The sequence below is a fragment of the Mycoplasmoides gallisepticum genome (genome assembly GCF_900476085.1).
Classification (GTDB): Bacteria; Bacillota_I; Bacilli_A; order Mycoplasmatales; family Mycoplasmoidaceae; genus Mycoplasmoides; species Mycoplasmoides gallisepticum.
Window position 1 is genome coordinate 221,429 of record NZ_LS991952.1, and the last position, 19,003, is coordinate 240,431.

Below are 19,003 nucleotides of genomic sequence, written 5' to 3' on the forward strand. Positions count from 1 at the left end.
AGAAGAATTTAAATCGTGAAAAAACTTATTTTTAAATTATCAGTCGGAATAACTCCTCTTGCCTTAATCGGTTTAGGTAGTTTTGGATTAGCAGTTTCTGGAGCTAAGCCAAATAACCTTAAACCTGTTAACCAAGTTGGGGAAATGAATTCACAAGGCCAATCTAATCTTTTAGAGAAAGCTCGTAGATGAAGAAACTCTAACTTCACATCACTTTCAATTGACGGTACCAACCCAGGTGCATTAGTTTTAACTGGATCAAAATCAATTAGCCGGATTGATTTGTATGGTAACGTGATTTGAACGTTTGATCCAGGTAACACAAACGATCTAACTGGTAAGGTTGGATTTTATGATGCTAACAATAGATTGACTGCATTTTCTGGAGACGTTCCTTTTAATGTAAGTGATCTAAGCTCTAAAACAGTTGTAGAAGCTACTCAAGATCAAGAAGATCCTAATGTTTTCTACTTATTATTAATTCCAGATGCAGCGGTTCAACAAGAACAAAAGACTAAAGATCAAGTGTTTGAAAACTACTTTATGTCTGATGCAACTGCTACTGGTGATACTAGCGCTGAAGGTTCTGCAACTCCTGCTGGTGGTGGTTCAAGTAGTAGTGCTGCTGGAGGAGGTGCTGTTGCTCCTGCTGCTGCGAGTTCGACTGCTAGACTTGTTGAAGAAGGGAATAGTGCTGGTATGGGAACGATGACTCCTACTGCTTCTACTTCTGAAACAGTTATAGATTATAATAGCGATCAAAATAAAATTCCTAAACCTAAAACACTATTAGACAGTAGCGAAAGTTCTGAAAGTATCAATGGTGGAAGAACATATGCGAACATTAACACTCAGAATAATTTACAAGGTGTTATTGTAAAAGTTAACGAAAATTTATTTAATTCGGAAAATCCCTTTGCAGTAGAAAATATGGCGTTCATTAAGCCGAAGGATATGGTTGATAATTATCCTTCTACTTGAACACAAGGTTCTGCTAACGGTAAAATGACTAACGTTCTTCAATTCTACAAACATGATAATCCTAATGCTGTTAACAATAGATTCTATAGAGCAAAATACTATCCTAAACGTTTAGAAACTCAAACAACTACTCCTCTAATTGATAGTTCTTTCTCTCCATATGAGCATCCAGAATGATATGAAGATAATCAATTTGTAATGCCGTGAATGCAGTACATAACAAATTTAGGTGGTTTATATGCTAAAGATGGAATGGTGTACCTATTTGGTGGTAACGGTACATGAGTTAACAACGAAAGTGCATTAAGTATTGGTGTTTTCAGAACTAAATTTGAAAACAGAACTGCTGAAGCTCCAGGAAACACTAAAACTGTTGGTTATCCATACGGTATTTTATTATCAGCGATTTCTTTTGATGCTACTAGAAATGGATTAGCGCTTGCTCCTGCAAGTCTTGGTCAAGATGTTGGTTATCACTTTGTTCCTCGTCTTGCAGTGGGTGGTGTAAGTTCACCTAGAGGAGCTAACGGTAATATTTTCTTAGGTTCAGCTATTACTTGAGGAACAAACGGTGGTAATTTCTTAGATACTAAATGACACAGTCCTGCTGTCATTGAAGATGCACCTACTACTTTTGTGACTGTTAATAGTAGTGGTGCGCTTCAGAATAGTGGAAATCCACAACCAACTTCTACTCCGATGCCTAATAGTAACGGTAATGAAAGCATCCCTTATAGATGAACGAATTCTTATGATTACAACTCTGTAAGATTTGCAGCTCTAATTAGTAAGCCAGCTGGTGGAAACACAAAACAAGTTGAATCATTATTTACAACCGCTTTAAAATTAGATACATTAAATTCTTTACCAAATAAATTTACTCAAGAAAATAATATCTTCTTTAGTTATGCTATGTTAGATGGTCGTCAATGAAGTTTAGGTACACGAAAAGACAGCGCATGATTAACAACTAATACTATTAATAACTTCACTTATAATACTCAACAACAATTAGCGTCTACAGTAGCAGGAGAAAACGCTAATCCAAGAAATATCTTAAACGCTTTAACAACTGCAAAAGGGTTTGATCGAAGAGATATTGGTAATGTAGTATATACTTATTCTAATAATACTAATAAGTTTACTTATTACTATCAAGTTGGTGGCGCGATTACAACTTGACCAGAAGTTCAAGTAAATTACAAAACTTCGGCTAATATTACTTACTACAATTTAACTAGAACTGATTTTGGAAGTACTACTCCTGCAACTCAAGATGCAAATACCGTATCATCTAAATTAAACGGCGCTTACTTATCATCAACTGGCGATCAACAAGGATGATACAACGGTTCAATCTATGTTAAAAAAGCGAGCTTTACACCAAGTAGCCAAGGTTATACTTGACAAGATTTCAAAGGTTTAACAACTACAGCAAGTAACGCAGTTATTTCTAACTGAACAAAAGCTGGATACAGTATTAGACCAGATGATGATACAGTATTCAACGTTTCTAAGATTCCTTTTGAAAAAGAAATCACCGCTGCTGTTAATGTAAGATCATTAGATAGTTACTATGTACAATTAAATGGTGAAACTTCAGTTAATACTGTAGCTAGAGTAAGTCCTGATTCTAGCGCTTTAGCCCTAAACCCTAACAGAATTACTAACCCATTGATGAATAGAGATAACGTAATCGGTCAAGGTGCGTTCATTAGTAGAAATGATATTCCATCATCATTCTTTGAAAACAAAATTAATGATATTGTAACTACAGAAGCTGATGGTAAAGAAGTATTAGATAGTAAATACATTAATTCGATCTATAGATATACTCCACCTCAAAACAATCCTGATATTAGATTAAGATTATTAGTAATTGATCGTTCTAGAGCAACCAATGACTTCATTAAGTTATTACCTCAAGTATTAGTTGATGGCGAATACGTTGCTGTTCCACAAGCTAATAGTGTGTTTGTGTCTGACCAAGAATTTACTGGTTTTGATGCGCTTCCAGGTTATGTATTACCAGTAGCGATCTCGATTCCGATCATCATAATTGCCTTGGCATTAGCTTTAGGTCTAGGTATTGGTATTCCAATGTCTCAAAACCGTAAGATGTTGAAACAAGGATTTGCGATTTCAAACAAAAAAGTTGATATTCTGACAACAGCCGTTGGTAGTGTGTTCAAACAAATTATTAATCGAACATCTGTGACAAATATTAAGAAGACTCCACAAATGCTTCAAGCCAACAAGAAAGATGGAGCATCTTCACCAAGCAAGCCATCAGCTCCAGCTGCTAAGAAACCAGCAGGACCAACTAAACCATCTGCTCCAGGGGCAAAACCAACAGCACCAGCTAAACCAAAAGCTCCAGCACCAACTAAGAAAATTGAATAATTAAGGTAATATATTAAAGATATGAATATTTCTAAAAAACTTAAAAGTTATACATTGATAGGTGGATTAGCTGTATTTGGAGCTCTTGGTTCTGCAAGCTTTGGCTTTAAGCAATCAGATAAGAGTAACGATAACACGCAATTAGTTAATCAAGCAAGAACGCTAGATGCTAATTCTGTTAGACTTGCAGGTCTTGGACAAAATGGTTCGTTGTTCAATACAGTTCTTAGAGATGTTGATGATAACTTTATAACAGCAGCTAATGGAACAATTATCAAATTAGATAGTTTTACTAAACCATTATATGGTTTAGATCTAAGTGATGATTTTGCTGGATACAAAGTAAAACAAATAGTTTCAGATTACACAACTAGCAGAAATAGATTTGATCAAAGACAAACAAGAGCATATTATGCTCTGTTGGTTAATGATGAAGCTAACGTTCATTTAAAAAGAATTAATACTAACTCAAATAGAATTGGTAATAGAAACAACAATTCTAAGTTTGTAATTGGTGGTGTTGATAATCCAGCTCACGTAATTAGATTTACTGATGATGGGACTAAATTTAATTTTACAAAGCAAACTCAAGGTGAAATTGTTAATGACTTCATTTTAGATGCGCCAATCTTACCTAAAGATTTACACCCAGATTGATATAACTTATACATTCAAAGAAAGATCTTACCAAATGACGTAAACACTGCAGTTGTTCCTTGACCAGTAGGTAGAGTTAGTGGAACAAATGCTGATGATGGGATGTTTGATTTTGGGAATGGTCAAATAACTAATACAGATCCTATTGCTCAAACTAAAACCACTACTGATAATCAAAATCCTTCAACTTTTAATTCAGGAGCAATGCCTGGTGCAAACAATAGATACGATTCTCAATTGAATGTCAAGCATAGAATTAAAACATCTTTCCAATTAGATGAAAAATTTGTTTATCCAGAATGAACTGGTTCTGAAGAGAATAAAAATATTACAAGATTAGCTACTGGAAGTTTGCCAAGCAACGAAAGATATTGAATTCTTGACATACCAGGGACTCCACAAGTTACTTTAAAAGAAGATTCAGTTAACGTATTTTCAAGACTATACTTAAACTCAGTTAATTCTTTATCATTCATTGGTGATAGTATTTATATTTTTGGTACTTCTGAATTACCATCATTATGATACTATTCATTCCCAACTAGATTATCTGATCTAACCGCTTTGAATCAAGTTAAAACAGATGATATTGAAGCTTCAAGCACTGATAACGGTACAACAACAAACGGAACAACGACAACAACTGATACATCTAGTGGTTCAACAGGTGCTGGAACAGGAAATACTACTAACACTTCTCAAACAGTTTCTAATCCTACTTTAAATACTTATCGTAGTTTTGGAATTGATAGTAAACCAACTTCTGCAAACAAAATAGATGAAACTAATTGAGCAGATCCTAATGTTATTGAAGCAAGAATATATGCTGAATACAGATTAGGTATTCAAAATGAAATTCCAATAACTAATGCAGGAAACTTTATCCGAAACACAATTGGTGGTGTTGGTTTTACTTCAACAGGTTCAAGAGTAGTTTTAAGAGCTTCTTATAACGGTGATCAACGTCCAACTGGAAACTTCCAACCTTTCTTATACGTATTTGGTTATTTAGGATACCAACAAACTAGAACAGGAACTTTCTGATACGGAACATATAAACTATTAAACAACAGCCCTTACGACGTATTAGATGCTGCAAGAGTAGGTACTGAAACCAATCAATTTAGAAGAACTTCATTAACATACCCTGTTATGGGTGGATATCTAACTGAAGAAGGTGCTAGAAGTTTCTCTAATACTCCATATATAAGAGCACAAGGTGACACACCAGAAAGCCGAAGCATCTTCCAATCTGGCTATTCTGATAATACTTATGAGTACATTCAATCAGTTTTAGGATTTGATGGAATTAGAAATAACTTAAATGTTGGGGTTAAAGCATCAAGCTTCTTAAACTCAAATAGACCAAATCCAAACGGTCTAGAAATGATTGCTGCAACAACATACTTAAGATCACAAATTGGATTAGCTAGAACATCTGGATTACCAAACCAACAACCATTCGGAACAACTCACCAAGTTATTTCAGTATCACCTGGTGATCAGTTCTCATCAATTAAGAATATTAGAACAATCTTCCCTGGTAACCAGTTATGATACTTCTTATTCACAAATGAAAATAATAAATCTAGTGTTTATACATTAAGATTAGCTGACTCAAGTAACCCTGATGCGTCAAGCTCATTCAGTCCAACAAGTTTAATTGACGTTAATGAAATTGGTGTAATCTTACCTTTATTAGACAATTCATTCTATACAGTAAATGCTGCTGGTAATGTTGCATTGTTCTCATCAAACCCTGGTTCTCCTGGATCATATACTGCTGTAAATACATTTAATCAGAACTTATCTGATATTGCTTTTGAAGGTTCTGGTGCTAAATATACATCTGATTTCTGAGGAACAATCCAATTCAAACCCGATGAGTACTTAATTCAAAATGGGTTCACTAGTCAAGTGGCTAGAAACTTCGTTACAAACCAAAGCTTCTTAAACAGTTTAGTTGACTTCACTCCTGCTAATGCTGGTACTAACTACCGTGTAGTGGTTGATCCTGATGGTAATTTAACAAACCAAAACCTACCTCTAAAAGTTCAGATCCAATACTTAGATGGTAAGTATTATGATGCTAAATTAAAGAACAATAATTTAGTAACATTCTCTTATAACAACTTTGCTGCTTTACCTTCATGAGTAGTGCCTACAGCAATTGGTAGTACATTAGGTATTCTTGCAATTATGATCATCTTAGGATTAGCTATCGGTATTCCTTTAAGAGCTCAAAGAAAATTACAAGACAAAGGGTTCAAAACAACATTCAAAAAAGTTGATACCTTGACTGCTGCTGTTGGTTCAGTTTACAAGAAGATTATTACCCAAACTGCTAACGTTAAGAAAAAACCTGCTGCTTTAGGTGCTGGTAAATCTGGTGATAAGAAACCTGCTGCTGCTGCTAAACCTGGTGCTCCAGCTAAACCATCTGCACCAAAAGCTAGCTCACCAGCTAAACCAACTGCGCCTAAATCTGGTGCGCCTACAAAACCAACTGCTCCTAAGCCAGCTGCTCCAAAACCAACCGCTCCCAAAGAATAAAAATAAAACTTCTTAGTTTTAAAAAATAACCTCCCTTCTCTACGATAAGGTAATCATTACCTCTATCAAAAAAGGGTGGTTGTTTTATGTATAATAATTACATACTAAATTTAGTTAGATTAACCAAGTAAATAATCAATTTAGTTATCATCAAAAAGATAATGTTAAAAGCTCACATCAAAAGATCGCTTATTCTTTTTATTATCTTACTAATAGCTGCGATTAGTTTAATTTTTATCGGTTTGTTTGGTTTTAAAAAACCAAACATTAATCAAGTTAAACTAAACAACCAATCAAGTAGTTTAATTACCAACCAACCCTCTGACCAGATCATTAGAAAATATTCTTTAGATTCGATTAGATGAAATGCTAATGCTAATTTTTCATCATCACCGACAAAAGATGGTGGATTGTTGGTAATTACGACTGATGGGAGATTGGAACGAATTGATAGCTTTGGTTATTTAAAATGGGAGTTAAATTTAAGAAATATTAATGCGTTAGCTACTGTTGATGAAGAGCAAAACTTAGTTTATAGTGACAATCGGATTGTCACTAAACCATTAGATGCTGTTTTTATTAATAATGTGTCTAAAAAAGTGGTAGCTGAAGCGATTCAATCACAAGAAGATCCAACGATTTATTACCTTTTAGCAGTTAGTGATCAGATCTTAACTAACGATCTTAAGGACCAGTTACTTAGTTTTCAACAATTAGCAACTGATCTGACTTCACAAGGTGTGGTTTTAAAAGTTAAAGAGAATCCCACTCAGATTAGTGATCCTGTGGGGATCATTGATTATGCAATGATCTCACCAACTGACTTAACACAAAACTATCCCGCTAGTTGGAAAACTAACACCTTATCATTATATGGTGATAATGGTAGTTTTCGTAAAGCTGATCATCCTTCATGGTTTAATAATGATTCTAATTTTATCTCATTACCATGATTACAATATATTACTAATTTAGCTAATCTTTATGAATATAAAGATAACGTTTTTCTTTTTGGTGGGAATGGTAATTGGGTTAATGACGATCAGAGTGTTCGTCAGCAAGCAACCAAATACCTTTCTATTGGGGTGTTTAGAATCAGGTTTTATAAAGATCTTAGTACTAGACCAACTGTCACAGGTTATCCTTATGCTTACTTATTAAGTTCATTAACTTCAAACGATCCTGATACCCAAAAATTATTATTAGGACAAAACACCAACTACACCCTTGTTCCAAGGATAGCAGTTGGTGGGGTAAAACAAGGCTTAGGTGAGAATAAGAATAGTGTGTTCTTATTTGGTAGTATCACCACTGGCTTAAATAATACGGATAATCCTAATCAAGTAGTTTTAGATTCAGCTAACTATACAAACGAACAGTTAGCTAAGCTTAACACCTTAAGTTCGGTCCCACTTAGTGCTAAGAATGCCCTAAAAAACTCAGTTGGTCCAAGAGCGCTAATTGGTTTATTCTTTAATTTAGATGATCTAATTAGTTTACCTGATCAGATTGATCAAGCTAATATTAGTAGTACGTATTATCTTAATCAAAACTCATATCCGTTTCGCTTAATTGCACCTTGAACAACAACTTTAGCCCAACCTAATATTGATGCTTTAAACGTTGCCAGTGAGAACAAATCAATTACGGGAACATTATATAACCTAACGATTCGTCACGGTTTTAAAGAAAACGATTTAGGGGGCTTAATCCAGCTTGATGATTCAAGCTATGGGGTTGCTGTTGGCCCATACATCTTAAGAATCTATCTCCCTTCATTAAACCGTTCAATCGCTAATAAACCTAACTGGTTGTATCGTTTATCTAATATTGATTTTATTAACTATGATATTAATAGTCCCTTAAACTTTAATCCGATCTTTGAGTTTAAAGATTTTCGAGGGATTGGGGTTATACATAGCAATAAGTCTTATCTGTTTAGTTTATTTGCTCCCAGTTCATTAATTACCACTACCCCTAAGTTGTACTATTCAGCGTTTGGTGATCAGATTAATCGTAATGTCAACTTTAATGTGCTCACGATCCCTAGAACTAATGGGATCTTGCAGTTTAATAACCGTGATGGGTTAGCATTACAAAATAACGACTTTTCTTTTCACCTTTATTCGGTTAATAATGATGATCTACAAGATAATGGGATTATCAATCCCGTTGTTCAACGAGTTAAGTTTTTAGGTAGTGGTAATTTTAACCAACCTAATCGGCTTGATCTGATTGGTACAAGTCTAAATGATCTATTTGAGTTACAGAACAATGAAACGATCTTAAAACCAGATCGGATTAAAGCGATCTATAACTATTTCCCAGTTAATAATAATCAAGATTATCAATTAAAACTCAAAGTAATTAATCTTGATTATGATCAAGGAACCTTTAGGTTGGTTCCATACGTGTTTAGTAAAGTTACTAACGATTATCAGATCATCCCTGATCATAATGATGGATTAACAACTAATAATAGTTTTTTAAGTTTTAAAAGATCAATTGGGATCGATGATATCTATCTTTATGTTGGGATCGGTGTGCCAGTTCTAATCTTATTAGTTAGTACTGGATTAATGGCATTAGTGGGGATGGCACTAGTTAGAGAAAGAAAACGTTTAATCAGGTCGTTTAGAATGAACAATTTAAAAGTTGATCATTTAGTTTTATCAATCGGTTCAGTCTTTAAATCATTAATTCATTCTTCTAAACGGTTTAAGAGATTATTATCTAATGATAAGAATGAAAAAGAACAAAAACAGATGATGCAAAAGATTTTGAATAAAACAGCCTCAATTAATGATAAGCAAAGCACTAATTATTCTAATCAATCATTTAATCAAGATGATCGTTCACGGGTTAATTTCTCTAACTTAAGAGAATATAAAGCTAAAACCAAAATGATTAGTGAAAATAAATACTAATTAGCAATGATTAAAAAACAACTAAGACAAGTTCAGATCAATTCTCTAGTTAAGATTGTTATCAGTCTTATCTTATCGTTGTTTTTATTTTTAGGTTTCACTCAAACCTTTAATCATTCTTCTAGATCAGATAAATTAGTTAACCAAGCACAGTTAGTTGCTGATAATAATCAGGATTATCAGCAACTAAAAACCGAACAAAATCATTATGTAACTAATAGTAATAACGATTATTTTGTTCTCACCAAAACTGGTGTTGTTAAACTTGATGTTTTTGGCAATGTTTATTATAACTACAGTTTTGCGACCAACTTCATTAATTATCAAACCGTTGATTTTGTTGCTGATAGTTTAAGAGCTGATTATTATTACTTATTGATCAAAAACCCGATTGTTAGTATTAATGGGAACGACTTAAACTCATTAAGTGTCAGTTCACCCGCTTATGTGTTGCAACTAAAAGATGAGAATAAAACTTTAAATGTGCTTAAGACGTTCCAATTAAGTTCTTATCGGTTCTCAAGAAATATTGCGACCTTATACAATCGGATTGCGTTTGAATCAACTTCAAGTAGTTCAAACCTATCAGGGCTATTAGATAAACCAACTAATAGCACGTTATTAAATAATATTTCAGCATATTATGATCATGCGATTAGTAAATTAGTGTTTATTAATAATCGCTTAGGGGTGTTCGGTAGTAATGATCAATTATCCTTATGGTTTTATCTATTTAATATTAATCAAACCAACGACTTTAGTACGAATAACGACTTAAATTTGGTCACAATCTTTCCCCAATTATATGGGACAACCAACCTTAATTGAGCGTTAAATAATATTAGTAATGTTAATCAAGCAACTACAGCACAGTTTGTGATTAACAACATTCGTTTATACACCCCAGCTTACTTCGTAATTGGGGCAAATGTTGTGAAGCAAAATTTAGTTAATCCTAACGGATTATTAAACGCCCAACAAACTGCGATCTATTCATTACATTTAGGGTTAGTGCCAGCACCTATTAGTGCGATTACTAATAACAATCAATTCGGTTATAAGATTAGTGCTAACTACTACAATAGTGATAATCTTAATTATTCCAACCTATTTGTTAGTGGGGTGATCAGTCAAACTAAAGTTGCCCAGATCACTAATAATGTTAATCTTTTTAATGAGTTCTTTAGTGCTTCTCACACAACAAGACTTAATCTATCTAAGATTAATTCTAAGACCCGAACCGCTTATCACTATTCAGTTCAAGAAGATCGTTTTAGTCAAACAAACAATAGTTATCCCAACCTAGTTGGGATCTTAATCATTAAAGATGAGATGTTGGGGTTTTTATACTCAGCTGATAGTTATAATCTGCTCTCACAGATTAACTATTATCTGATTAGTGATGATATCAGTATGGCTGGGTTTGATCTATTAACAACTATCGCACTAAAAGATGGGAAATGATACCTAAGTTTCTTTGATCCAAGACAATCAATTAGTTGGACTAATCAGATTAGTCCAACAATTAGTCAACTTAATAATGGGACATTAGCAATTAACTATACTAAACTGTATCAAGTTAACCAACAAGGATCGATCTTCTTAACCCTAATTTTGGGTGAGCAAGCTTTTTATACTTTAGTAACTCAAAATAATAGAGTAGATCTCAACCTAGTCTTTTATGATCAGAAAACCCAAAGTTTTTCTGATGCCACCTTCTTTAATAACGGTGTGCCTAGTTTTGATAATATCCCAAACTCAGATGGGTCAAAATTATGGGGGATGATTAGTTTTAAACCATCTTCATATTTAGTTAATCAAGATCTAAACACAACTAGTGCAATGAGATTAAGCAATAATAATTTATTGCTTAATAACTTATATGATTACACTCCTGGTGAGATCGATTGAAAACCTAGAGTAGAAGCTATTGCACTAAACGATTCAACCTTAAGATTATCAATCCAATTTCCTTATTTTGATGGGAACTATTACAGTCCCAACCAAAAGTTGGTAAACTTAGCATTCCCAACAATTATCTATGATAATCTTAATGCTTATCCCGTTTATGTTGTGCCAACGATCGTTGTCTCAGCGATCGTGGTGTTTATCTTAGTTGTGGCATTTATCTTCTTGATTGTGTTGCAGATCTTAAAAACCAAAAAGGTTTCATTAGATCTATTTCAGAATGCTAACCGTAAGGTTGATAAACTTAATGATTCAGTTAACATTATCTATGAAAAGATTGAGACCAAATTATACAGCCCTCAATCTGAACCTAAGAAAATAGTTAACAATCAAACCAGACAGATTAATCCACCGTTTAATAACCAAACCGTGCAAATTAATCCCACTAATACGTTTAATCCTAATCAACAACCAAGAAGATATTATCCCCAACACCCTAATCAAACAAGAACTTATCCTTACCAACAAACGACTTTTATTCCCCCACACCAAAGACCCGGATTTAATCAACCAAGAAAAGTTCATCCAAGACCTCAAGCAAATAGTGAACCAACAACTCAATTTGGTTTTTATGATCGAACTAAACAACCCAATCAATAGATTTAATTGAACTAAATAGTAATTTAGTTCTTTTTTTTATAATTATAAAAACCACCGTGTGGTTTTATTCTTAAATTAATGAGTAATAAGCAGATAACCGCTGTAAGGGGAACGACTGATTGGTTTGATCAAGCGATGATTTTATTTAATGCGATTAGTTATAAAATCATCGCTTTATCAGATCTTTATACTTTTCAAAGGATCAAAACTCCGGTTTTTGAACATGCTGAGTTATTTAGTCGTAATCTAGAACACTCTGATATTGTTAAAAAAGAATTGTACCAATTGATTGATCGTTCTGAACGTAAACTAGCCCTAAGACCAGAAGGGACTGCTAGTATTATTCGTGCAGTTAATGAACATAAATTGTTAGATCAAAACCCTTGACCGTTAAAACTTTATTATCTCGAACCAATGTTTCGTTATGAGCGTCCGCAAAAAGGACGGATGCGTGAGTTTTATCAGTACGGGATTGAGTTGGTTGGAGAATTAGATCAACTTGATTATTTGCAAACAATCTTGTTTGCCAAAAAGATCTTAGATACTTTTAACTTTGATTGTGTGTTAAACATTAATTGGTTGGGTAATTTTGCTTCACGCAAGTGTTGAGTTGAACAATTAAATCAGTATTTTAAGCAATACCAAGATCAATTAAGTGAACTGTCAGTTTCACGCTTAGATTCTTATGGGGTGTTAAGAATCTTAGATGATAAAAATGAGAGTAAAAAGGATTTTGTTAGATCAGCACCCACAATTGATCAGTTTATCTCTTTAGAAGAACAAACCCAGTTTAAGCAATTGTTAGAACAATTAGATCAATTGGGGATTAAATACAAATATAATAGTTCTTTAGTAAGGGGATTGGATTATTATTCTGAACTAGTTTTTGAGTTTATTTTAGCTAACAACGACCAAGCTCAAAGCACGTTAATTGGTGGTGGTTGCTATCAAAACTTAATAGCTGAACTAACAAATAAACCACTCAAAGCAATTGGTTTTGCTTTAAGTATTGAACGGTTTATCAGTTATCTAGATGATAAAACCAAAGATTCATTAATCAACCAAGATCAAAAACCAAGATACTTATTAATTAATTTAGTACCCAATAAAGAATTAGCTACACTTAATTTATCCCAAGAACTAATTAATCATAACTATCAAGTTTATTACCAGCACAAGCTTAATAAAGTTGATAAGGCAATTAAGTATGCTTTAAGAGCTAAATTCACCCACCTAATCATTATGGGTAATGATGAATGGAGTAAGCAAACAATGACGATCAAAGATTTAAGTAGTCAAACTCAACAAACAATTAAGTACAAGGAATTTATTAAATAACGATCTGATATGTTAAAACCTTTAGACTTTACTAATCGTAAACCAATTATTGAACTAAAACAAGATCAGTTAATCAACCAAGATGTTGAAATCGTTGGTTGAGTTAAAAACGTTCGCAAGTTAGGTAATTTTAACTTTATTGAAGTGGCTGATAAATCAGCTTTGATCCAAGTGTTTGATCAAAAGAATCAGTATGCCAACCTATCAAGAGAAGATCTTGTTTTTATTAAAGGTAAGTTGCAACTAAAAAAAGTAGCTAACCCCAATCTTGAACTAGGTGATCGTGAACTGTTAATTGATCAATTAACATTGATCTCAAAATCAAAAACGCCACCGTTTTTAATTGAAGATAATACTGATGCACTTGAAGAAGTGCGATTAAAATATCGTTATCTCGATCTAAGAAGACCGGTGTTACAAAAAAATATGAAGCTGCGTTCAGATTTTTTTCTGATCGTAAGAAACTTCTTAACCAGTCAAGGTTTTATTGAGATTGAAACCCCAATCTTATCTAAAACCACCCCAGAAGGAGCAAGAGACTACGTAGTACCTTCACGATTAGGCCCCAATATGTTTTATGCACTTCCCCAATCAGCCCAGATCTATAAACAATTATTAATGATCAGTGGGTTTGAACGGTATTTCCAAATCTCACGGTGTTTTAGGGATGAAGACTTAAGAAAAGACCGTCAACCTGAACACGTTCAGATTGATATGGAAGTTTCGTTTATGTCTAAAGAACAGTTCTTTAAACTGGTCGAAGCAATGTTTATCCATATCTTTGATCGGTTAATGAACGTTAAGATTGAACCCAACTTCATGCGCATGAGTTATGATGAAGCAATGAACCGGTTTGGCACAGACAAACCCGATCTTCGGTTTGGTTGTGAACTAGTTGATGTTGGTGCTGCTTTTGTTGATCATGAGTTTAGCGTGTTCAAACAGTTTGCACTGAAAAACCGACTAAAAGCAATCGTTTTAGATGAAATCTTAATTTCATATAAAGAACATAAAGTGTTGGAAAAATACGCTAAAGATAACTATGCTAAAGGATTAAGTTGGTTTAGTTATGATCAAAACCAAATTATTGATGGGTCAATCAAACGATTTATTAGTAGTGATGATCTAAAAAACTTAGGTTTATTAAATAAAAAAGGCACGATCTTTTTTGTTGGTGATGATGATCTTAATGTGATTAATAAATCATTAGGTGCAGTAAGAAGTCAATTAAATGAACTATACCAATTAGCCAACGAAGATGAGTACAAATTCTTATGGATCGTTGATTGACCATTATATGAATGGGATGATAAGACAAACTCTTATCAATCAGCACACAACTTGTTTACAGCTCCAGAAGCTAAGTATCTATCAACCTTTAATGAAGATAAAGCTAATGCTAAAGCAGCTTCATACGATCTAGTCTTAAATGGTTTTGAACTAGGTAGTGGTGCGATTCGGATTACTGATCCATCACTGCAAAAAGCAGTGATGAGTTCATTAGGTTTATCTGAAGCTGAGATGAATGATAAGTTTGGTTTCTTATTAGATGCTTATCAATACGGTGCGCCCCAACACTGTGGGATTGGACTTGGTTCTGATCGATTATTAATGATCTTAACCAAATCCAAATCGATCAGGGATGTGATTGCTTTTCCTAAAAACAATCAAGGATTTGATCTGATGAACAATTCACCTTCTGAAGCAATTAACCAACAATTCTTAGATGAATTGTATTTAGCCATCAAAGAAAAATAAGAGATCATAAATAATGGATTTTCAATCAGTTAATAACCGCTTAGAAGATTTTAAACAGATCTTAATTAAGAATAATTATTCTGAAGCAAGTATCAAGAAGTTTCTTTCTGCTTTTGAGTTTGCTAAATTCTGACACGCAGATCAAAAGCGTAAAAGTGGAGAACCTTACATCATCCATCCCCTTGAAACCTCAATTAAGTTAGCTGAATGAAAAATGGATGATGATACGATCATTGCTGGGTTATTACATGATTTATTAGAAGATACTAGTGTTGATAAACGTTTGATCTCATCAACGTTTAATAATAACGTACTTGATCTAGTTAAAGCTGTTACTAAGATCTCATCTGAAGCCAAGAAAAACCGTGAGGGCTTATTATTACATAAGAACGAACTAGATTATACGATTAGAGTTTTTAGTTCGATCTCAAAAGATCTAAGACCGATCATCATTAAGATTGCTGATCGGTTTCATAACCTATCAACGATCCAATATCTTAAAAGCGATCGCCAAAAGATTATTGCCCAAGAAACATTTGATATCTACGCCCAAATCGCGGGTAGATTGGGAATGTATTGGATTAAAACCCAATTACTAGACATAACTTTCAAGATCATCAACCCCACCGCGTTTGATGATACGCAATCATTAATTAATGCGCATAAACTGATTAATTCATTAAAATGAATTAATTTCGAACAACAGATTAAAAAGATCTTAGATGGCAACCATCTCAATTATGAACTAACCTCAAGAATTAAGAGCGTTTATTCAACCTACCAAAAGCTTAACTATCGACATAATAGTCAAAATATTAAAAATATCCATGATATTTATGCGCTAAGAATTATCGTCGAAAACGAATTTGATGTTTATCAAGTTCTAGGGTTAGTTCATCTAAACTTTAAATATATCCCTAGATTATTTAAAGATTATATCTGTGCGCCTAAAAATAATCTGTACCAATCAATCCACACAACTGTGTTGGTTGATGGGACTCTAATCGAAGTTCAGATTCGCACCAAAAGTATGGACCGGAATTCGAACTTAGGTTTAGCTTCGCATTGGGCTTACAAACTTAATATTGATATCAGTGAAACTGATGAATATAAAACTGAAGTGCTTAACCGGTTTCAAGTTGATATTTTTAATGAAAAGCGTGCGCGTGATCTTACCTTAATTAAAGATCTAACCAAGGGATCTTTAATTGATGTGTTGGTATCAAATAATAATAAGAACTATTCATTATCTTCTTCAGTTACCGCATTAGAGTTAGCTTACCGGGTTGATCCTAAACAGTTTATCTTCTTAGATAAGATTATGTGCTCAAATGATAATATCTTATTTGATAAGTTATTAGAAGATGGGGATGTCGTTAGTTTTGAATACAGTAATGAGATCAAGATTAATGAAAGCTGGTTAAAGCGGATTAAAAACCCCGCGATTAAAAAAGAATTAATCGCGATTATTGAACAACTCAACCAGTATGAAGATTCTGAAAAAGAGTTCTTAGAGAAATTAAGAAAACATCTCAAGAAGAATGTCATTTCACAAAACGACATTCTAGAACGCGTTAAGATATTAGGCTTTAAACGGTTAAGTGATTATGTTAAATACGTCAATAAGACGAACTTTACTGATAATGAACAATATGATTTTTTTTCAAAAAACTATAACTGAAAAAAGATCTTAAAAAAACTGAAGGTTCACAAACCCAAGTGGTTATTTCTTAACTCTTATTTTAAAGAGATCCCAGGGATCAATTTTGCTAGTATCAAGATTAGTACTTGTTGTTCGATCTTACCTTATATTCCCTCAGCGGGACTGATTCAAAAGAATATTCTTAATGTTCATTCACCAAATTGCAAGAACATTAATAAATTAAATAATGAAAAGATTATAGCACTACATTGAAGCGAAGAAAAGTTAGCTGCTAGACCAAGATTGTTTAGAAGTTATGTCAAACTTCAAGGCGCTTGAAGTGGAAATGTGGTTAATGATATCTTGTTGATCATTATTAACAATAATGCCAAACTATTCTCACTTAATGTCACTAAAGATAAGAAGAACAACACGTTTATGGCAGATCTTGGGATCTATGTCCAAGATATGCGTCATCTAAATTTCATCATGGATGAAATTACCCTAAAAGATATGTCGTTTAATTGAAACTTATTATAATTAACCAATGACTAGTAAAAAGACTAAATATATCTTTGTTTCTGGAGGAGTTTATTCTTCAGTGGGCAAGGGGTTGATCGTTGCTTCGATTGCAAGTATTTTCAAACACCAGAACTTTAAGATCAATATCTTAAAGCTTGATCCCTATCTTAATGTCGATTCGGGAACAATGTCACCATATGAACATGGTGAGGTGTTTGTTACTTCAGATGGAACAGAGACTGATTTAGATCTTGGTTATTACGAACGTTTCTTAGTTCAAGATCTAAATGAACGTTCATCAATCACATCAGGTAAAGTTTATTTTAGTGTGATTAATAAAGAACGCAAGGGTGAGTATTTGGGTAAAACAGTCCAATTAATCCCCCATGTTACTAACGAAATTAAAAGACGGATTGCTCTAGCAGCCACTGATGAGAACAATCAACCTTACGATTTAGTTTTTTGTGAGATCGGTGGGACGATTGGTGATTTAGAATCATTGCCTTTTATTGAAGCAATCAAGCAGATCATTCGCGAAAATGATAAGCACGACACAGCTTTCATCCATGTCGTGCCCATCATTAGTTTATTTAACGGCGAACAGAAAACCAAACCATTACAACACTCTTTAAAAGAGTTAAACAACCTTGGGATTAACCCTGATTTTTTAGTAATTAGATCTAAAGAAAGTTTAGATTTAAAAACCAAGCATAAGATTGCTAGTGCAACCTATCTAGATAAAGATCATATCTTTAACTCTGTTGATTTAAATAATACTTACTTCTTACCAGATTATTTAAATCAACAAAAGATCCATGAAAAGATTGCTAACAAATTACAGATCACGATCGATCCTAAGATCAAATTATCAGCTTGAGATGATCTAGCTAAGAAGATTAATAATCAAAATAACTTAGTAAGAAAGATCGCGATTATTGGGAAATATACCCAATTTAAAGATGCATATCTGTCTTTAATTGAATCGCTTAATTTAGCTGGTTATCATAACCACGTTAAGTTAGAGATCGATTGGATCGAATCATCATTATATGATGATGCATCTTTAGAAGAAGTTAATCATAAACTCAAAGATGTTCACGGGATCATTGTCCCTGGTGGGTTTGGTTCTAGGGGTGTTGAAGGTAAGATTAAGTTTATTCAGGTTGCTAGAACTAAAAAGATTCCATTCCTTGGGATCTGTTTGGGGATGCAATTAGCTTGTGTTGAGTATGCTAGAAATGTGTTGGGGATGACTGATGCTAACTCAAGTGAGTTTAATTCACAAACTACTTATCCGATCTTTAAGATAATGAACCCAGATGATCTTAATTATGGTGGGAGTTTGAGATTGGGTGATTATTTAGTTAGTTTAAAAGATCAAACTTTAACTAAAGCTATTTATCAGCAAGATAGTATTAAAAGAAGGCATCGTCATCGTTATGAGTTTAATAACGATTATCTAAACCAGTTTAATGACGGTGAATTCATTGTTTCAGGGATCTATCTTCAAGAAAACTTAGTCGAAACAATCGAACTAAAAAACCATCCGTTTTTTATTGGTTGTCAGTATCACCCAGAGTTTTCATCAAAGATTACAGCGGCTGAAACGTTGTTTGATTCACTAGTTAAAAAAATCAAAATGTTATAATTTATT

Annotated in this window: 8 protein-coding genes; all 8 read left to right on the forward strand. The window is 33.4% G+C overall.

Features of this window, described 5'->3' with window-relative positions; translation table 4 throughout:
* Positions 1–15 precede the first annotated feature (15 nt).
* The 8 genes from mgpA to D2833_RS01075 all read left to right on the forward strand — a co-directional run bounded on the left by mgpA (position 16) and on the right by D2833_RS01075 (position 18,997).
* Entirely contained in the window at positions 16–3,384 is a 3,369-nt protein-coding gene (gene mgpA, locus D2833_RS01040; RefSeq protein ID WP_027333202.1) for an adhesin P1, read from the forward strand.
* A gap of 21 nt (positions 3,385–3,405) precedes the next feature.
* On the forward strand, positions 3,406–6,594 hold the full coding sequence (locus D2833_RS01045; RefSeq protein WP_027333203.1) for a hypothetical protein: 3,189 nt from the start codon (positions 3,406–3,408) through the stop codon (positions 6,592–6,594).
* A gap of 161 nt (positions 6,595–6,755) precedes the next feature.
* A complete protein-coding gene (locus tag D2833_RS01050) occupies positions 6,756–9,521 on the forward strand; it encodes a cytadherence protein B (protein ID WP_011113414.1) in 2,766 nt (921 codons plus the stop codon).
* Between the two features lie 6 nt (positions 9,522–9,527).
* Positions 9,528–12,089, forward strand: a complete 2,562-nt coding sequence (locus tag D2833_RS01055) for a hypothetical protein (protein ID WP_011113415.1) — start codon at positions 9,528–9,530, stop codon at positions 12,087–12,089.
* Positions 12,090–12,167: 78 nt separating this feature from the next.
* A complete protein-coding gene (gene hisS / locus D2833_RS01060) occupies positions 12,168–13,427 on the forward strand; it encodes a histidine--tRNA ligase (RefSeq protein ID WP_027333204.1) in 1,260 nt (419 codons plus the stop codon).
* Positions 13,428–13,436: 9 nt separating this feature from the next.
* Positions 13,437–15,185 (forward strand): aspartate--tRNA ligase, encoded by a 1,749-nt coding sequence (aspS, locus tag D2833_RS01065; protein ID WP_027333205.1) that lies wholly within the window; start codon positions 13,437–13,439, stop codon positions 15,183–15,185.
* A gap of 13 nt (positions 15,186–15,198) precedes the next feature.
* Positions 15,199–17,367, forward strand: a complete 2,169-nt coding sequence (locus tag D2833_RS01070) for a RelA/SpoT family protein (protein WP_011113418.1) — start codon at positions 15,199–15,201, stop codon at positions 17,365–17,367.
* A gap of 7 nt (positions 17,368–17,374) precedes the next feature.
* Positions 17,375–18,997: a CTP synthase gene (locus D2833_RS01075; RefSeq protein ID WP_011113419.1), complete on the forward strand. Its 1,623-nt coding sequence runs from the start codon at positions 17,375–17,377 to the stop codon at positions 18,995–18,997.
* Positions 18,998–19,003: the final 6 nt, after the last annotated feature.